Here is a 15,484-nt window from a genome sequence, read left to right as displayed (position 1 = left end):
AACATTCCTGCAAATATTACGTTGTTTGCCAGACCATATTTCCGGCTAATGTCGGACGCTGGTCATACTGAGACAGTGCTTGCCACAAGGGTAACAGGCTTTGCTCCATCGCCAAAGCACGTTGCAGCGGGAATAAACCAAGTTCCTGTGCCTGCTGTGAGCTGATCTCACCTTTTTGCAATTTAATCAATGTGTTGGCGACACGATGATTGGCGCGAATCCAGATGGCGTCTTTTGCTTCCTCTCCGGTACCCTGAGCAATATCATCGATCATTAATGGCTCCATCCACCACTGACGGTCAGGACGGAATCCGCCGCGTAGCTGGTAGGCATTTTTACTGCCGATTAGTGTAATGTCAAAGTGCAGCCCGGGATGGGGCCAGGGACAAAGCAGCAGATCAACCAGCGCATGATGGCATTGCAACTGTGCGGAGATATTGCAGCCAGTTCCCTGACAGGCTCCCAGAAACGTCATATCACCAAACAAATGTGTCAACAGGGAAAATGGATGGATCATGTCCTCCATGAACCATTCAACCGGCGTCTTGGGATAGGGCAGATTAACTCCGGTTACCACTGTGATCCGCATCAGTTCGCCAAAATCACCGCCATTGATCAGTTGCTGTAATTGTCTGGCAGAGTCGAGGAAAGGAAACGGGAAACTGATATAACTGCGTTCGGCGTTGAGAGCCTGAAATTGCGGCAGATTATCAGGCGTCAGGCCTAGTGGTTTCTCACAGAGTATGATTTTGTCCTGCAGAGCCTGCAGATAACCGAGGTGGCTGGCGGTAGGTGTCGCTATCGCAACAACATCGCAGTCCTGTAATACGGCGAGCTCGGTTCCGTGCCGGGGGATGTCTTCCTCCGCAGCTATTCTGGCAACCAGATCCGCATCATGTGCCATCATGGCGGTGACTTCACAGCCCGCTTTCCGTAACCCCTGAACATGGACGCGGCCCCAGTTTGTGCCTATAACACCGGCTTTCATTTGTTATCTCCCATACAAATATCTGAATCTAGTTTACTCTTATAAGGGATTCATTTGTTAAGTGTTATATCGGCAGTGACAGGAGAAACCATATGTTCAATGAATTTAAAAAATTTGCCATGAGGGGCAATGTGGTTGATATGGCCGTCGGTATTGTTATCGGTGCGGCGTTTGGGGCGATAGTGAAAAGTCTGGTGGATGATGTACTGATGCCACCAATCGGTTTGTTGCTGGGGGGCGTGGATTTTTCCGATTTTTTTGTTGTACTGAAAGAGGGCGCGAAAGCAGCTGCGCCGTATCATACTCTGGCTGAAGCGAAAGCCGCGGGAGCGGTCACAATCAACTTCGGTTTGTTCGTAAATGCCATCATCAGCTTTACTATTGTCGCCTTTGCCCTGTTTATGATTGTAAAAGCGATGAATAAACTGCGTGCTGAAGAGGCACCGGCACCCGTTACCACTAAAAAATGCCCGCATTGCTGTTCTGAGATTGCTCTCGAGGCAACCCGTTGCCCACACTGCACGTCCCAATTGTAAATAGTTCAGCGGCGCAGCTTGTTCAGTAAACGGATAATGTCATTCAGGATCCGGTAACGCTGCAATTCGGCCGGCCCGTATCGGGTAGATAATGTGGCCGGATTGCTGCGTTGTTTCAGGTAACGGTTTAATTGCAGGCGATTGAAACCGCCAACCTTAAAAATCAGCGGCAAAAGTTGCTGTATCTTTTCTTCGGTCAAACCCAGCGCTTCGTTGTAGGCTTCATCATCCGGCAACGTGATTTTCAGACTAACCTGGCGGATCTTCTGTTGTTCCTGCAGATATTCCAGCCATTGTTCCACATACATGGGCTTGGTTCCGGCCAGCAGGTTGAAAAAACCACCACTATCGCTCTTGCATCCGCTCAGAAGCAGGCAGGCAAACGTATCGTCGTTACAGGAAAATGTCACATCACCCGGGATTGACCAATCCACCGCAAGTACCGAAACATCAGCCCGTTCGCCATTAAACCCTTCACAATGAAAACGAAACAAAACAGTACTCCGACAGCAAATTAGCCGTCTATTTTAACATTATCTTTGTGCTGTTAATAACTTATAGTTCAGATGTTAATTAACAGTACTGATTTTGGCTAATGCTTCCCTGACGGTATCGGTATCGTCCGGACGTACTACTCTGGCGACTTCTTTACCATTGAGAAGACATATCAGCGTTGGCCATAATTTCACCTTGAATGCCCGCCCGAGCGGCTTACCCCGGCCATCGGCGATATGCAGGTGCTTTATTTCCGGATGTTCAGCCATGGCGGCTGAAATGAAAGGCTGAGCTTCCTGGCAGAAGCCACACCAGGCGTTACCGAATTCAATCACAACCGGGCCGGACCAGGATTCTGCTTCGGCAAGAGAAGGTTCTGTTTCCTGATAGACAAGCATGCTCATAACAAGACTCCGTGACATGGATAATGTGAATAGTGTCTTATAGAAACAATAGCAGTGGACAGGGGATTGGTGCCAGCTGCGAGACTATTGCATAATGGCATCCGGGCAGGAAATGAGGAATCAGGATGTCTAATAAGCAGAATCGCTTGGATCGGGAACGTAAAACCATCCGTTTTATGATTGGTATCTATTGCAGAAGTCAGCATGCCGGCCAGCCGCTTTGCCCGGACTGTCAGACATTGACGGATTATGCGATGAATCGTATTGATAAATGCCGCTTCAAGGCAGATAAGCCGACCTGTGCCAAATGTCCGATCCACTGCTATCAGAGCAAAATGCGGGAGAAAATCCGTAAAGTCATGCGTTTCTCCGGTCCCCGCATGATGATTTATCATCCGATCCTGACTATCTGGCATTACATTGATGAGTATGCCAGTTCACACAAGCACTAAGTTCAGAACCGGAGGGTGCCACTAATCCGGGAAGATATGGGCCAAATGCAGTTCGCGCAGCATGGACTGTTTTTTCGATTGATGAGTCTGCATCCGGCGTAAAATATCATTCAGCACCTGGACTGCATTCAGGACATATGGTCCCTTGTTCAGCATCACACATTCCGAACGGTGTCCCATTGCCGCATCCGTGATTTCAGCTCGTGAAGGCATACCTTCCTTGGCCAACGTTTCCAGAACCTGGGTGGCCCAGATAACCGGGATATGTGCTGCTTCGCAGATCCAGAGGATCTCTTCCTGCACTTCAGCCAGCCGTTCAAAACCACATTCGACGGCCAAATCACCGCGCGCGATCATGACGCCGCATTTAGGTGCCCGCATGGCGGTTAATAGCATGTCCGGGAGGTTTTCAAAACCGCGACGCGTTTCGATTTTCAGCACTATAGCGGGTTGTTGCTCGCCCAGGCTTTTCATGTGATTCTGTAGCAGTTCGACATCGGCAGCGCTGTTGGCAAAGGATAACTCAACCACGTCGGCATGCTTTATGACGAAGGGCAAGTCATCCAGATCCTGCTGAGTTAATGCAGTTAAATGCAGCTGACTGTCAGGCAGGTTGATGCCTTTATCGCTGCGGAGCTTTTCACCTTGCATACGGGCATGCGTGATCCGCACATACACCTGCTCCGGTTCTACTTTTTCAATGATGCCACCGATTTTACCATCATCAAAACGGATGGATTCTCCCGAACGGATATCATCAAACACTTCCGGCAAGGTACAGCCAATATGTGCCGGCGTCAGAATCAGCCCAACGCTATCCCGCGTAGCCGGACGCCCGGGTTTAAGGTCCCGGGTTAATAGCAGCAAATCGCCGGGGAACAAGGTAATGGTATTTTCTGTGTGCGGTAAAAAACCGACGGCGGCCTTGCGATCTTCGCGGCTTCCTTTTTTCTCAAGCTGCAGTACGGTACCAGAGACGATGTAGGCCGACTGCGTTATTTCGGCCCAACAGCCATTTTGGGTGACATCCATGATAAGAAGGTGCCGTTTTGACTCGCGGGTGTCACGGAACGAGACGATGTCTCCTTTATGCAGCCGTTGCAGCCATTTTGCCGGTACAGGGAGTGTAGCATCGGCCAGGGAAGGGGACGGAGTCACAGCCGGATCAACCGTCAGCCAGATCCGGGCTGGTGCCACAACTCTGCCATAAGCATCGCGTTTAGGCCGGATATGCACAACTGCCGGACCCGCTTCCATCGGACCTGTCCGCAATTTAGGACCGGCCAGATCCATCACTATTCGGCAGCGCATATCCAGCGCCTGCTGTGCCATTTTCAGGTTCTCGATCATTTTCAGCCAGACACCGGCACTGTCATGCGCACAGTTGATACGCATGCAATCCATGCCCTGTTTCAGCAGACTATGGACTAACGTGTAGTCGTCTGCGGCTTCAGAGGGCATAGTGACCATGATTCGTACATCCCGACCGGAATTAGTCTGTCCAAGCAGGGCATCGGTATGCTCTTTAAGCAGTTTTTGTCCCTTTGAAAAATCAAGGCGGGAATGTTTTTCCCGGGGCGAATGAGCGTCCTGATTCAGGTTATGCAGCAAATAGAGTACTTTTTCGAGAGACGCGAGAACATGTGCTTCGGCCCGGCCAAGCGAAGAGAGCCCCAACTCTGACAGTCTGCATTGCAGCGGGCGTAAATCATGGCGGCGCAATGCCAGATAGTGCAGCAGATTGACCGCACTTTCATAAAAATCAGGATGAACGGCTTTCAGATACTCCTGGGCGACTGCCGGCGCTTCTATTACGGTTTCCTGTAATACGGAAAGCTCGGTGATCAGTTGTTCAATATTTTCTTTTTCCCATATCTGATCATTATTATTTTTGCGCGGCGCCATAGCATTTCCTGAAAAGAAAATAAGGAGACTAAATTCATCTTAAGATAAGGGATGTATAAAAAGCATGACGCATGCTCATCCTATGATAGGTATCACATAAAATAAGTGGGTATATATGTTGTTAATGGATGGCATATATCCAGCGTAAACAATAATATATATAGAATATTTGTTTCCTGACTGAGGGTTTTCTTATGTCATTTCCTGCGGTATCTGATCTTAATCGTCTGGCGCTGTATATTCGTCCGTCCTGTCCATATTGTGTCCGGGTCAGTGATTACTGCCAACAGGCAGGTATTACTCTGGAAAACCGGAATATTGCTGAAGGCGCACATCTGGAAGCGTTAATGACCGGTGGCGGAAAACGCCAGGTTCCTTGTCTGCGAATCATTGATGAGCAGGGCAACAGCCACTGGATGTATGAATCAATGGATATTATCAGCTATCTGAAACAACAGTTCGCAAACTGACTCCTGTGCTTCCCGGCGGAACCTGTGATCAGGGCGTCTCCGCCGGTGATAACAGTTGCTGATAAAGCTCAAAATCTGTCTGTGAAAAACAGCAAAATATAATTTCTTCCAGTGTATCGGACTGACGGGCAACCTGACGAACGGTGGTCACTGCCGTTTGTGCTGCCAGATCCGGCGGATAGCCAAAAATGCCGGTACTAATGCAGGGAAAAGCGATAGAAGTAATCCCGTTTTCAGCAGCGATTTGCAGACTGCGCTGATAACAGGACGCGAGTTGCTCCGGTTCCTGACGAGTGCCGCCGTACCAGACCGGACCGACTGTATGAATAACGTATTTAGCGGGCAACCGGTATCCTTTCGTGAGTCTGGCGTCGCCGGCTGCACAGCCTTTCAGCATGTGACATTCATGCTGTAATTCCGGGCCGGCGGCACGATGAATGGCGCCACACACCCCGCCACCGGGCAATAACGATGAATTTGCAGCGTTAACAATGGCATCCACATGTAAGGTTGTGATGTCGGCGAGCAGGGCATAAATACGGGCTATCATCGATAACATCCTTCTTATCCGATCTCGGTATCTAAAGCTGAACTACACTTGTAATTTGGCAGGAATACCGGACTCATGATGGTAAACCTGTCACAAAACAGTGCTTTAGTGGCATACTGTGGTACAGATGTCATGCCTGGCTGACATAATTTTCTTTTCAGAGTTCTCATCATGACAAACAGTATCTTCTCTATAGCGGTATTAATTATTGCCAGTGCTTTTTTTTCTGTCTCGGAAATTGCGCTGGCGGCCTCCCGCAGACTGAAATTACAGCAGTTGGCTGAATCCGGGAGTGAGCAGGCCAATAAGGTGATTGCTTTACAGGAGCAACCGGGACATTACTTTACCGTCGTGCAGATCGGTTTGAATGCCGTGGCGATTCTCGGCGGTATTATCGGTGAATCGGCGCTGACGCCTTATGTTTCCGACGTCCTGCAGTACTGGATTGCATCCCCTTTGCTGGACACCATCAGTTTTGCGATATCGTTCATGCTGGTGACTTCGCTGTTTATTCTTTTTGCAGACCTGATTCCGAAACGACTGGCCATGATGGCACCGGAGCAGATTGCTATTCATATCGTCAATCCAATGCTGTTCTGCGTGGCCGTTTTCAAGCCGCTGGTCTTTATCTTTAACGGATTAGCCAACCTGTTGTTTCGCCTGTTCAAATTACCGACGACACATAAGGAAGTGATCACGCCGGATGATATTTACGCCATGATGTCGGCGGGGGCGCAGGCGGGGGTATTACGGGAACAGGAGCATCATCTGATAGAAAATGTGTTCGAGCTGGATTCAAAAACTGTTCCATCCACGATGACATCCCGGGACGGCATTATTTATTTTGATCGCAGGGAAACAGAAGAGGAGATCAGACAGAAGATAGCGGAACATCCGCATTCCAAATTTCTGGTCTGTGATAACAACATTGATACCGTACTGGGGTATGTGGATTCCAAAGATATTCTGCTGCGGGTACTGAACAAACAACCAATATCGCTGACTGATGAGAAGCTGATTCATACGCCATTAATCATTCCGGATACTTTAACGCTGACCGAAGCGCTGGAAGGGTTCAAAGGGTCCCGGGAAGATTTCGCGGTGATCCTGAATGAATATGCGCTGGTGGTAGGGATCATCACGCTGAATGACATCATGAATACCCTGATGGGTGATTTGGTGAACCAGCATCAGGAAGAGCAGATCATCCAGCGTGATGATCACTCCTGGCTGATTGACGGTATCGCACCTATTGATGATGTCATGCGGGTACTGGATATTGAAACGTTTCCGGAATATGAGAATTACGAAACGATTGCCGGCTTTATGATGTTTATGCTGCGTAAAATACCTAAGCGGACCGACTCTGTGACCTATGCTGGCTATAAATTTGAAGTGGTCGATATCGACAGTTACAAGATAGATCAGCTGCTGGTGACCCGGATTGCGAATACCGAATCCGAGAATCTTTCGCTACCGGGGAAATAACCGAAGCAAAATCGGACAGTTATATCGTAAAAATATGGCGGGCATGTGACAGGCTTAATAGATGCGCTTGGGTCGAACGGAATATAATAACGCGCAATGTTTGCGTTTACGCAAGCTGTACATTGGCGAGTTGTATTTTGGAGAGTGGTTGTGAGTGATCTGAAGCAGCAGTATGAAAAGATGGTCGTTGCCCGTTCATGGGATAAAGACACCCAGATCCGTTTTTTCCTGGAGTATGCGCAGGAATATAAACTCGGGGAACATTTTTTATCTTATCTTGGCCTGAAACCTGCTCCTGGTCTTAAAGTGCTGACCGCCTCTGATCACTACTCTTTTGAACAGCTCATACGGCTGGTCATCAAGGATGAAGCAGTGACGAACGCGATTAAGGATAACTCGCTGGTTACCCGTGATATGCATCCCTGGTCGGTGCAGGATGTGATTAAGTGCGTCGCTTCCTGCATGTCAATTGCGATTGATCCGGAAAATAAACAACTGGTTCAGGAACTGCTGGCTTATTTTAATCTGAAGCATGCCTTTTTTAGCCAGCCAGATGATGATGCGACGGCCGGGGTGAATGACAAGCAGAATCCGGATGATTATCTGGATAACATGTACGCCCGCTATGCGCATATTGTAGGTATGCCGCAAAAGTAAACCTGTCCTAAGGCCGGAACGGCACCGGATTTGCATTTGCACTATCTCGGATGCATAGATACTGATGCATGTATTATTAATGTGCATAATCAGGGAGAATGCGCATGAGTGGTGCAAAACAACAATATGACGAGTTGATTGCTCTTCGGGCATGGGATAAAGAAACACAAATCCGTTTTTTTCTGGAATACGCGGAGGAGTATCAACTTTCCGCTCATTTTCTGTCATTTCTGGCACAGAAGCCGGTTGCGACTGTCAAAACGCTGACCCGTTCAGATAATTATTCAACAGAACAATTGATTGAAATTCTGAGCAAAAATGAAGCTATCACCCGGATCATTAGAGAACAGGCAATGACCACTCCGATTTCGAATCCGTGGACGGAGCGGATCATGCTGGCTTGTATTGCCGAGTGGATGTCCATATCAGTCGAACCTGATAATGCATTACAACTGCGGGAGCTATTGACCTACTTTAATGAAAAACATGCCTATTTCCTCCGCGCGATGAACAAAACCACAATAGATGCCAATGATGAAGTCAGCGACAAGTACCGGTTTGGTGCAAGAGGTTAAATTCGGGAAACGCTGTCCGGGGAGAAAATAATCAGATAATGCTCACATCGGCATAACAGAATCTGCAGCAGGCAACGACAACCACAGAAAACATTGATACGTTTAAAGAAACAGCGCCAGACAGATAACAAGGGATACTATGAACCCGAAAATAAAAGAGTTGCTGGAGCGTATTCGTCAGATACAAGATGAAATCGAGCAGGAAATGGCACGCCGGCGTGCCGAGCTCCATACCGATTTTGAAAACAGGCGTGTTCGTTTTGAACGGGAAGTGCTGGAGCAGCAACGCCGGTTCAAAATGGGGCTGTTTAAATATCTGCGCCAGGCACGATTTCGTAATGTTATCTCTGCACCGATTATCTATTCAGTGCTTGTTCCCATGTTGCTGCTGGATCTTTTCGTCACTATTTATCAATACATCTGCTTTCCGTTGTACGGTATTCCCCGGGTACGCCGGCGGGATTATTTTGTGTTTGACCGGGCTTATCTTGGCTATCTCAATATTATTGAAAAAATCAATTGCGCATATTGTTCCTATGGGAACGGGTTAATTTCCTATATTAAGGAAATTGTCGGACGAACCGAGCAATACTGGTGTCCGATCAAACATGCCCGCCGGGTCATGCAGGCGCATCCATACTATGATGGATTTGTTGATTACGGTGATGCCGAGACTTACCGTGATGAACTGGATAGACTGCGAGCGGAGCTTGCTAAACTTGATGAAGATGAGAAAGAGAACGAGACAAAAGACGAAGATAACGATCAGAAATAAAGCGTTCTGATCATCATCTTATGCTTCCACACCGGCTCTCATCATAAATAACTGCACATCGTGTCCCTGTTTCAAGGCGGAACTGGATTATTCACAATGAGTGGAGCAGTTGTTCATCTTGCAGCCAGCGATACATCCTCCCATTAGCAGGATATCGTCTCTGAAACAATCAGCTGTACAAGCATGATATTCAGAGGTGCATTCTGTTGTGCATTCCTTCTGAGGGGCCAGGCCGTCAGGCGAATGATAAGTACCACCGCCACCCACATCATAATCGTCATTAGATGCGAGATACATGTCGGTGCTGCTGAAGCTGAACGAAGAAAATGTGAGCGCAACAAGCGCGGTAAGCAGGAATGTTCTCATTTAAGCAAGTTCCGGAATCTAATCTATTTTAGTAAAAATACTTTTAATTCAGTCTGATACCATCGTTTTCAATGGTGATCAGCCCTTGTTTATACAGACCGCCGATCGCCTTTTTGAAGGTGCCCTTGCTCATGCTGAATTGCGAGTAGATCAGTTCCGGTGAGCTTTTATCGCCAACAGGTAGGAAGCCGCCGGCTTTTTGCAGACGGACCAGAATTTTTTCACCGGCTTCGTCTTTGCGGGCGAGGCCGGGCTTGTTCAGCGTGACATCCAGTTTGCCATCGTCATGGATTTTTTTGATGTAGCCCTTGGTACGCTGACCGATTTTGATGTTAGCGAAAATTTCATTACGGAAGATCAGACCCCAGAACTTCTTGTTCACGATCACTTTATAGCCGAGATCGGTCTGTTCGCAGATCAGCAAATCAACTTCTTCCCATGGCTCATAACGTGGCATTTCAATGCTCAGGTAATGATCCAGACGGCTGGTAGCAGTAGGGCGGCTTTCACGATCCAGATAGACGTAAACCACATAGGTGTGGCCTGACTGCATTGGTTTGGCCTGTTCATTGGCAGGAACAAACAGATCTTTCTTCATCCCCCAGTCAAGGAAGGCGCCAATACGGCTGGCAGAAACCACTTTCATTCCAGCGAATTCGCCTACTTGCGCCAGAGGTTTGTCGGTGCTGACTACCAGCTCTCCGTCACCATCCAGATAAGGGAATACAGGCAGAACGTCGCCCTCTTTGATGTGTTCCGGTAGCTGACTTTGCGGAACAAAAGCTTGTCCCAAGTCGTCTGCATCCAACCAGGCACCTTTTTCATCGATTTTAATTACAGGAAGGGAGTTCATGCGGCCAAGTTGGATCATATGCGGGTCTCTTTGACAATCAGTGATACATAACAGATGAGAGTGAATCATATCACTTTGGACAGGCTGGAGGGATTTTAGTTGATGAGATTATCCGGTTGCTTGCATTAGATGAATATTTTGTGTTTAGTTGATGTGTACGTCCCGTTTCTATTTAAAAAATAAACAGATAATGAACATTGTCTGATATCGGTCATACTTTAATACAGCGCAAAGATTGCGAGAAAATTAGCCCCGTAGTGTGAGAGGTGGCGAATGCAAAACAAGACAAATAATAGTCGTCCACACTTGTTATTCATTTTTTTGTCTCTGGCTTTTCTCAGTGAGCATGTTCGTGCCGAGATCAGTCTGATCCCGGAAACGGAACAATCCCTAGTCAGCTGGTTACATGCATTCGCACAGATTATGGGGGCGTTATTTGTTCTGGCGGTGATCTCCGCAATCTACTTTTTCTTTCAGAACAGGAAATTAAAAAGGCGTCTGCAGAAAAGCCGGGAGCATGAAGATCGGCTGCGTACGCTTTATACCGCGATAGAGCAAAGTCCGGCTTCGGTTGTTATCGCCGATGCGGACGCGAATATCAGTTATGTGAATCCCCGTTTTACTGAGGTGACTGGTTATACGCTGAATGAAGTGCTGGGTCATAATCCCAGGCTTTTGCATTCGGGTTTAACCGGTTCGGAACTTTATGACGCGATGTGGGAAAAATTAAGTCGCGGGGAAAACTGGTCGGGAGAGTTTGTTAACCGGCGCAAGAACGGGGAAATATACTGGGAACAGGCACATATCTCCCCAATATTGAATACTGAGGGTAAGGTTACCCAATATGTCGCCGTCAAACTGGATATTACGGATCGAAAACGGCGTGAGCAGCATGAACGGGTTCATAACCGGGTGCTGGAGCTGTTGTCCCGCGGCGCGTCACTGGATGTCATTCTGCTGGCTATTGTCGAGAGCGTTGAAACCGAATATCCGGAGATGATGTGTTCAATCCTGCTGCTCGATAAAGAAGGGAAGCATCTGCATTCCGGCGCATCCCGTAGTTTGCCGGATTTTTATAATGAGGCGATCGATGGCATTGAGATCGGTATCGGTGCGGGCTCCTGCGGAACAGCCGCATTTACCGGTGAGCGTGTCATTGTGGAAGATATCGCCTCCCATCCGTACTGGGCATCTTATCTTGAAGTGACGACCCGGGCCGGATTAGGTTCCTGCTGGTCGCAACCCATCTATGGCTCGGCCAATAAAGTATTAGGTACCTTTGCCATTTATCATCGTGACCGGCATTCGCCCGAGCCCGAAGATATCAGTCTGATTGAAGCCTCGGCCAATCTGGCGGCAATCGCCATCGAACGTTATCACGCCGCAGAGGCTTTACGGCAAAGCGAAGAGAAGCATCGTCGGCTGGCGCATTATGATGTCCTGACCGGCTTGCCGACCCGGGTGCTGTTTTCCGATCGTCTGAAACAGAGCATCCGGTCTGCAAAACGGAACAAGAAGAATCTGGCGCTGATGTTTCTGGACCTGGACAAATTCAAACCGGTCAATGATTCCTTCGGGCATGCGGTGGGGGATTTGTTACTGAAAGAAGTGGCAGTGCGGATGCAAAGCTGCGTCCGGGCTTCCGATACCGTCAGCCGGATTGGCGGCGATGAGTTTGTGATCCTGCTGCAGGATGTCGCTGATGCCAATAGTGCTTTCCATGTTGCCGAGAAAATACGTCTGGCACTGAATCAGCCGTTTGAACTGGCGGGTTATCAGATGAACATTTCCTGCTGTGTTGGCATTGCGCTATATCCTGAGCACGCTACCGATGAGCGGACATTGACCAAAAACGCGGATATGGCCATGTACCGGGCAAAAGAAAACGGGCGAAATCAGGTTCAGGTGTTTTAAACTATTGTCTTTCCTAATCATTATTATCAGGGTTCTTCATGGCACTTAAAGCCACTATTTTCAAGGCAACGCTGAACATTGCCGACATTGATCGGGCGGTCTATCTTGATACCAGCCTTACACTGGCCCGGCACCCTTCTGAAACGGATCAACGTCTGATTGTCCGCTTACTGGCCTGGGTACTGAATGCCGATGAAGCGCTGACGTTTACCAAAGGACTGTGCGCGGATGATGAGCCTGAATTATGGCTGAAGAATCTGCATGGCGGCATTGAACACTGGATTGACGTCGGACTGCCGGATGAGCGTCGTCTGAAAAAAGCCTGTAACCGTTCAGAACAGGTTTCACTTTATACCTATGGCGGACGGAACGTGGATCTCTGGTGGCAGCAGAATGAGGCGTTGCTCGGTAAACATGACAATCTGCGCATCATTGATTTTCCGGAAGATGAACTGACGCCGCTGGTTGCACTGGCTGAACGTAATATGCAGTGGCAGGTGACCATCAGTGAAGGGCAACTGTTTATCAGTGCCGGCGATGCGAATTTCAGTCTGACTCCAAGCATGCGGAAGGAATGGAAACAATAGCATGCGTTATTTACTGGCGATTTATGCCGTATAAATCAATACTGTAGGTAATAACTCATTCAGCGCCATTTGCATGTCTCCTGTCCGATCGGGTATTGCAGGATGTTTTCTCCGGTTCAGGCTGAGTTTTCCCGTGCAGGGCGCTGCCAAACGGGAGCTGAAATATGGATAAAATTACAAAGTATTCTCTCTATTCGATCGGTGCGGTTATTGCCCTGATTGCAGGAGGGGCCGTGTATGTATCAGCGACATTTGATGCCAATACACTGAAACCGCGGTTAGAAGCACTGGTTAAATCAGAAAAGCAGAGAACGCTTAAATTCAACGGCCCCCTCAGTTTGTCCCTCTTCCCTAAACCGGGTATTACGCTTTCCGATGTCAGTTTGTCTGAGCGAAATTCGGATGTGCAGTTCGCTCATATCAATGATGCCCGCCTGGTGATGCAGTTCTGGCCACTGTTATCGAAGCAGCTTGTTATTGATGAAGTGGATATACAGGGCGCCACGATTAAGCTGACGAAAGATAAAACTGGGCAATACAACTTTGCGGATCTGATGGAAACAAAGAACACATCCGCAACAAAAGAGAGTACGCCTGAAATTCTGACAGATTCCGAAACCACTTCCGGCTCTTCTCCGGTTCCGGGCTTTCAGTTGTCACAATTTAATATTGCCGGGAGCAGTGTCAGTTACAGCGATCTGCAATCCGGGCAACAGCTGAAACTGAGTGATTTGTCTCTGTTTGGCGATGGGATCACGGTTTCCGGAGCCGAGCATATTGATTTCAGCTCCCGTCTGCAAAGCCCGTCTCCAGCACTGGATTTGCTTCTCAATACGAAACTGGATCGCCTGAATTTCGATCAGAAAACCGGTCAATGGCTATTGGACGGATTGCATAATGTGCTGGATGGCAAAGCAGATAAAGATGCACTGAAACTGACACTGACGGCACCTAAGCTATATATCAAAGGGAATACTGCCACGGCAGATACGATGGCTGTTTCCACGCTACTGAGCGGCACAGCCCGTAAGGTCGATGCCATTTTCAAATTGGACGGCGTTTCAGGTGATAGCCAGCAAATCAAAGCAAGGGCATTGAAACTGGATTTGACGGCGAATCAGGCTGATCAGGCAGTAAAAATGACCATAAACAGCCCGGTTAACGTCAATCTGGCTACCCAGACCATCAACCTGGCGCAACTGGCGATCAGAGGTGACGTTACCAGTGGCGGGATGAAGGCAGTGCCGGTGGATCTGTCGGGCAAACTGAATGCGAATCTGAAGGCTCAGCAGGTTAATACGGTGATGAAGGGGGCACTGGATCGTAACCCGCTTGATTTCAGTGCTGATGTTAAAGGGTTCAAAAATCCGTTTATTCGTTTCGATGTAAAAGCGCAGTCGCTGGATCTGAACCGTTATATAGTTTCCGGAAAATCGACGGGCGGTAGTGGCAATCAAGCTGATTCCGGTGCAGGCGCAGGCAGCAAAGTGCCGGCAACCAAAGTCGATCTTTCCGGTCTGGATGCGCTGAATATGGACGGTCAGCTGAGCCTTGGTCAGTTGAAATATGGTACGGTCGATGCGGGAGATGTCCGGTTAGCAGTCAAAGCGCAAAAAGGATTGCTCTCGGTGCCGGCGTTCAGCCTGAAAGCGTTCGGTGGCGCTATCGCTGCCAGTGGAACCGCAACCACGACGGCCAGCCCCCGGATCACGGTGAAACCGGATATCACCGGTGTTGATATTTACGCGCTGCTCAAACAATTTGCTGGGTTCGAAAAAATCGAGGGCAAAGCAAATGTGAATGGCAGTCTGACCATGCAGGGCGGCGATACGACGGCACTGAAAAACAGCCTGACCGGTAACCTGAACACTAGGGTCAATGATGGCGCATGGCGGGGTATTAATATCGCGAAAACTATCCGCGAAGCCAAGGCAGCCATCTCCGGCCTGAAAGGCGGGGAACAGTCAGTGACGGCAAGTAATGTAGAGAAAACGGATTTTACTGAGTTAACGGCTTCACTGCTGTTTAATCAGGGAATAGCGACGAACAAGGATCTGGTAATGAAATCGCCGTTACTGCGGGTCAGTGGTGAGGGTGACGTTAACCTGAAAACAGACAACATCAATTATCTGTTGAGGGCGGTGCTGGTGGATAGCAGTAAAGGTCAGATGGGTAAGGAGCGGGATCAGTTGCATGGTGTAACGGTTCCGATCCGTATAAAAGGGGCTACGTCTGCACCGAAATACTCGCTTGATCTGACTGCTGCTATTAAGGAAAACGCGGGCGCCAAACTGGAAGAGAAGAAACAGGAAGTACAGCAAAAGCTGGAGAAAAAAGCCGGTGATGCGCTGTCTGAAAGCCTGAAGAAATTGTTCTGAGTGGCCTTGGCGGTAAATAAAACCACCGAAAAAAGCCACCGTCCGGATGTAGAGGCTCACGATACATATTGAATTCAGACGGTGGCAAACG

Annotated in this window: 16 protein-coding genes; 10 read left to right on the top strand and 6 right to left on the bottom strand. The window is 48.6% G+C overall.

Going from position 1 to position 15,484, the window contains the following annotated elements:
- Positions 1-16: 16 nt before the first annotated feature.
- Positions 17-988, bottom strand: coding sequence for a Gfo/Idh/MocA family protein (locus HNR75_RS08375; protein WP_188026527.1), 972 nt, complete (start codon positions 986-988; stop codon positions 17-19).
- Between the two features lie 92 nt (positions 989-1,080).
- Between HNR75_RS08375 and mscL the strand changes: the two genes are divergently transcribed.
- The gene (mscL, locus tag HNR75_RS08370) at positions 1,081-1,524 is read left to right on the top strand and encodes a large-conductance mechanosensitive channel protein MscL (protein ID WP_188026526.1); all 444 of its coding nucleotides are present in this window, start codon (positions 1,081-1,083) and stop codon (positions 1,522-1,524) included.
- Positions 1,525-1,529: 5 nt separating this feature from the next.
- Here mscL and HNR75_RS08365 read toward each other — a convergent pair whose 3' ends face one another.
- Both HNR75_RS08365 and HNR75_RS08360 read right to left on the bottom strand, forming a co-directional pair.
- Entirely contained in the window at positions 1,530-2,018 is a 489-nt protein-coding gene (locus HNR75_RS08365; RefSeq protein ID WP_188026525.1) for a hypothetical protein, read from the bottom strand.
- Between the two features lie 75 nt (positions 2,019-2,093).
- Positions 2,094-2,423, bottom strand: coding sequence for a thioredoxin family protein (locus tag HNR75_RS08360; protein ID WP_188026524.1), 330 nt, complete (start codon positions 2,421-2,423; stop codon positions 2,094-2,096).
- 125 nt (positions 2,424-2,548) lie between these two features.
- On the opposite strand from HNR75_RS08360, the gene HNR75_RS08355 reads away from it, so the two are divergent.
- Positions 2,549-2,875 carry a nitrous oxide-stimulated promoter family protein gene (locus tag HNR75_RS08355; RefSeq protein WP_188026523.1) on the top strand — a complete coding sequence of 109 codons (327 nt, stop codon included), beginning with the start codon at positions 2,549-2,551 and terminating at the stop codon, positions 2,873-2,875.
- A gap of 21 nt (positions 2,876-2,896) precedes the next feature.
- Here the strand turns inward: HNR75_RS08355 and HNR75_RS08350 are convergent, their stop codons facing one another.
- Positions 2,897-4,780: a pyruvate kinase gene (locus HNR75_RS08350; protein WP_188026522.1), complete on the bottom strand. Its 1,884-nt coding sequence runs from the start codon at positions 4,778-4,780 to the stop codon at positions 2,897-2,899.
- A 194-nt stretch (positions 4,781-4,974) separates the two neighbouring features.
- Between HNR75_RS08350 and HNR75_RS08345 the strand changes: the two genes are divergently transcribed.
- Entirely contained in the window at positions 4,975-5,250 is a 276-nt protein-coding gene (locus HNR75_RS08345; protein WP_188026521.1) for a glutaredoxin family protein, read from the top strand.
- 28 nt (positions 5,251-5,278) lie between these two features.
- Here HNR75_RS08345 and HNR75_RS08340 read toward each other — a convergent pair whose 3' ends face one another.
- Positions 5,279-5,800, bottom strand: a complete 522-nt coding sequence (locus tag HNR75_RS08340; protein ID WP_188026520.1) for an O-acetyl-ADP-ribose deacetylase — start codon at positions 5,798-5,800, stop codon at positions 5,279-5,281.
- 171 nt (positions 5,801-5,971) lie between these two features.
- On the opposite strand from HNR75_RS08340, the gene paeA reads away from it, so the two are divergent.
- The 4 genes from paeA (at position 5,972) to HNR75_RS08320 (ending at position 9,295) form a co-directional block, all read left to right on the top strand.
- Positions 5,972-7,288 carry a polyamine export protein PaeA gene (gene paeA, locus HNR75_RS08335; RefSeq protein ID WP_188026519.1) on the top strand — a complete coding sequence of 439 codons (1,317 nt, stop codon included), beginning with the start codon at positions 5,972-5,974 and terminating at the stop codon, positions 7,286-7,288.
- 150 nt (positions 7,289-7,438) lie between these two features.
- Positions 7,439-7,945, top strand: a complete 507-nt coding sequence (locus HNR75_RS08330; protein ID WP_188026518.1) for a hypothetical protein — start codon at positions 7,439-7,441, stop codon at positions 7,943-7,945.
- A 104-nt stretch (positions 7,946-8,049) separates the two neighbouring features.
- Complete coding sequence (locus HNR75_RS08325; protein ID WP_188026517.1) at positions 8,050-8,520, top strand: hypothetical protein; 471 nt, start codon at positions 8,050-8,052, stop codon at positions 8,518-8,520.
- 139 nt (positions 8,521-8,659) lie between these two features.
- Positions 8,660-9,295 (top strand): hypothetical protein, encoded by a 636-nt coding sequence (locus tag HNR75_RS08320; protein WP_188026516.1) that lies wholly within the window; start codon positions 8,660-8,662, stop codon positions 9,293-9,295.
- Between the two features lie 409 nt (positions 9,296-9,704).
- Here the strand turns inward: HNR75_RS08320 and HNR75_RS08315 are convergent, their stop codons facing one another.
- A complete protein-coding gene (locus tag HNR75_RS08315; RefSeq protein WP_188026515.1) occupies positions 9,705-10,532 on the bottom strand; it encodes a CvfB family protein in 828 nt (275 codons plus the stop codon).
- A gap of 255 nt (positions 10,533-10,787) precedes the next feature.
- Here HNR75_RS08315 and HNR75_RS08310 point away from each other — a divergent pair, with 255 nt between their 5' ends.
- From HNR75_RS08310 to HNR75_RS08300, 3 genes are all read left to right on the top strand, one after another.
- A complete protein-coding gene (locus tag HNR75_RS08310; protein WP_223157830.1) occupies positions 10,788-12,428 on the top strand; it encodes a diguanylate cyclase domain-containing protein in 1,641 nt (546 codons plus the stop codon).
- 38 nt (positions 12,429-12,466) lie between these two features.
- Positions 12,467-13,015: a YaeQ family protein gene (locus HNR75_RS08305; RefSeq protein WP_188026514.1), complete on the top strand. Its 549-nt coding sequence runs from the start codon at positions 12,467-12,469 to the stop codon at positions 13,013-13,015.
- A 164-nt stretch (positions 13,016-13,179) separates the two neighbouring features.
- Complete coding sequence (locus HNR75_RS08300; RefSeq protein WP_188026513.1) at positions 13,180-15,393, top strand: AsmA family protein; 2,214 nt, start codon at positions 13,180-13,182, stop codon at positions 15,391-15,393.
- Positions 15,394-15,484: the final 91 nt, after the last annotated feature.

It is taken from the genome of Tolumonas osonensis (genome assembly GCF_014202415.1).
In the GTDB taxonomy this organism is placed as follows: Bacteria; Pseudomonadota; Gammaproteobacteria; order Enterobacterales; family Aeromonadaceae; genus Tolumonas; species Tolumonas osonensis.
The sequence above is the reverse complement of the archived record's forward strand: the minus strand, read 5'-3'. Positions and strand labels throughout refer to the sequence as shown.

Coding starts and splice junctions, on each gene's coding strand:
- HNR75_RS08375 (WP_188026527.1), bottom strand. CDS start 988: ATGAAAGCCGGTGTTATAGGCACAAACTGGGGCCGCGTCCATGTTCAG.
- mscL (WP_188026526.1), top strand. CDS start 1,081: ATGTTCAATGAATTTAAAAAATTTGCCATGAGGGGCAATGTGGTTGAT.
- HNR75_RS08360 (WP_188026524.1), bottom strand. CDS start 2,423: ATGAGCATGCTTGTCTATCAGGAAACAGAACCTTCTCTTGCCGAAGCA.
- HNR75_RS08355 (WP_188026523.1), top strand. CDS start 2,549: ATGTCTAATAAGCAGAATCGCTTGGATCGGGAACGTAAAACCATCCGT.
- HNR75_RS08350 (WP_188026522.1), bottom strand. CDS start 4,780: ATGGCGCCGCGCAAAAATAATAATGATCAGATATGGGAAAAAGAAAAT.
- HNR75_RS08345 (WP_188026521.1), top strand. CDS start 4,975: ATGTCATTTCCTGCGGTATCTGATCTTAATCGTCTGGCGCTGTATATT.
- HNR75_RS08340 (WP_188026520.1), bottom strand. CDS start 5,800: ATGATAGCCCGTATTTATGCCCTGCTCGCCGACATCACAACCTTACAT.
- paeA (WP_188026519.1), top strand. CDS start 5,972: ATGACAAACAGTATCTTCTCTATAGCGGTATTAATTATTGCCAGTGCT.
- HNR75_RS08325 (WP_188026517.1), top strand. CDS start 8,050: ATGAGTGGTGCAAAACAACAATATGACGAGTTGATTGCTCTTCGGGCA.
- HNR75_RS08320 (WP_188026516.1), top strand. CDS start 8,660: ATGAACCCGAAAATAAAAGAGTTGCTGGAGCGTATTCGTCAGATACAA.
- HNR75_RS08315 (WP_188026515.1), bottom strand. CDS start 10,532: ATGATCCAACTTGGCCGCATGAACTCCCTTCCTGTAATTAAAATCGAT.
- HNR75_RS08310 (WP_223157830.1), top strand. CDS start 10,788: ATGCAAAACAAGACAAATAATAGTCGTCCACACTTGTTATTCATTTTT.
- HNR75_RS08305 (WP_188026514.1), top strand. CDS start 12,467: ATGGCACTTAAAGCCACTATTTTCAAGGCAACGCTGAACATTGCCGAC.
- HNR75_RS08300 (WP_188026513.1), top strand. CDS start 13,180: ATGGATAAAATTACAAAGTATTCTCTCTATTCGATCGGTGCGGTTATT.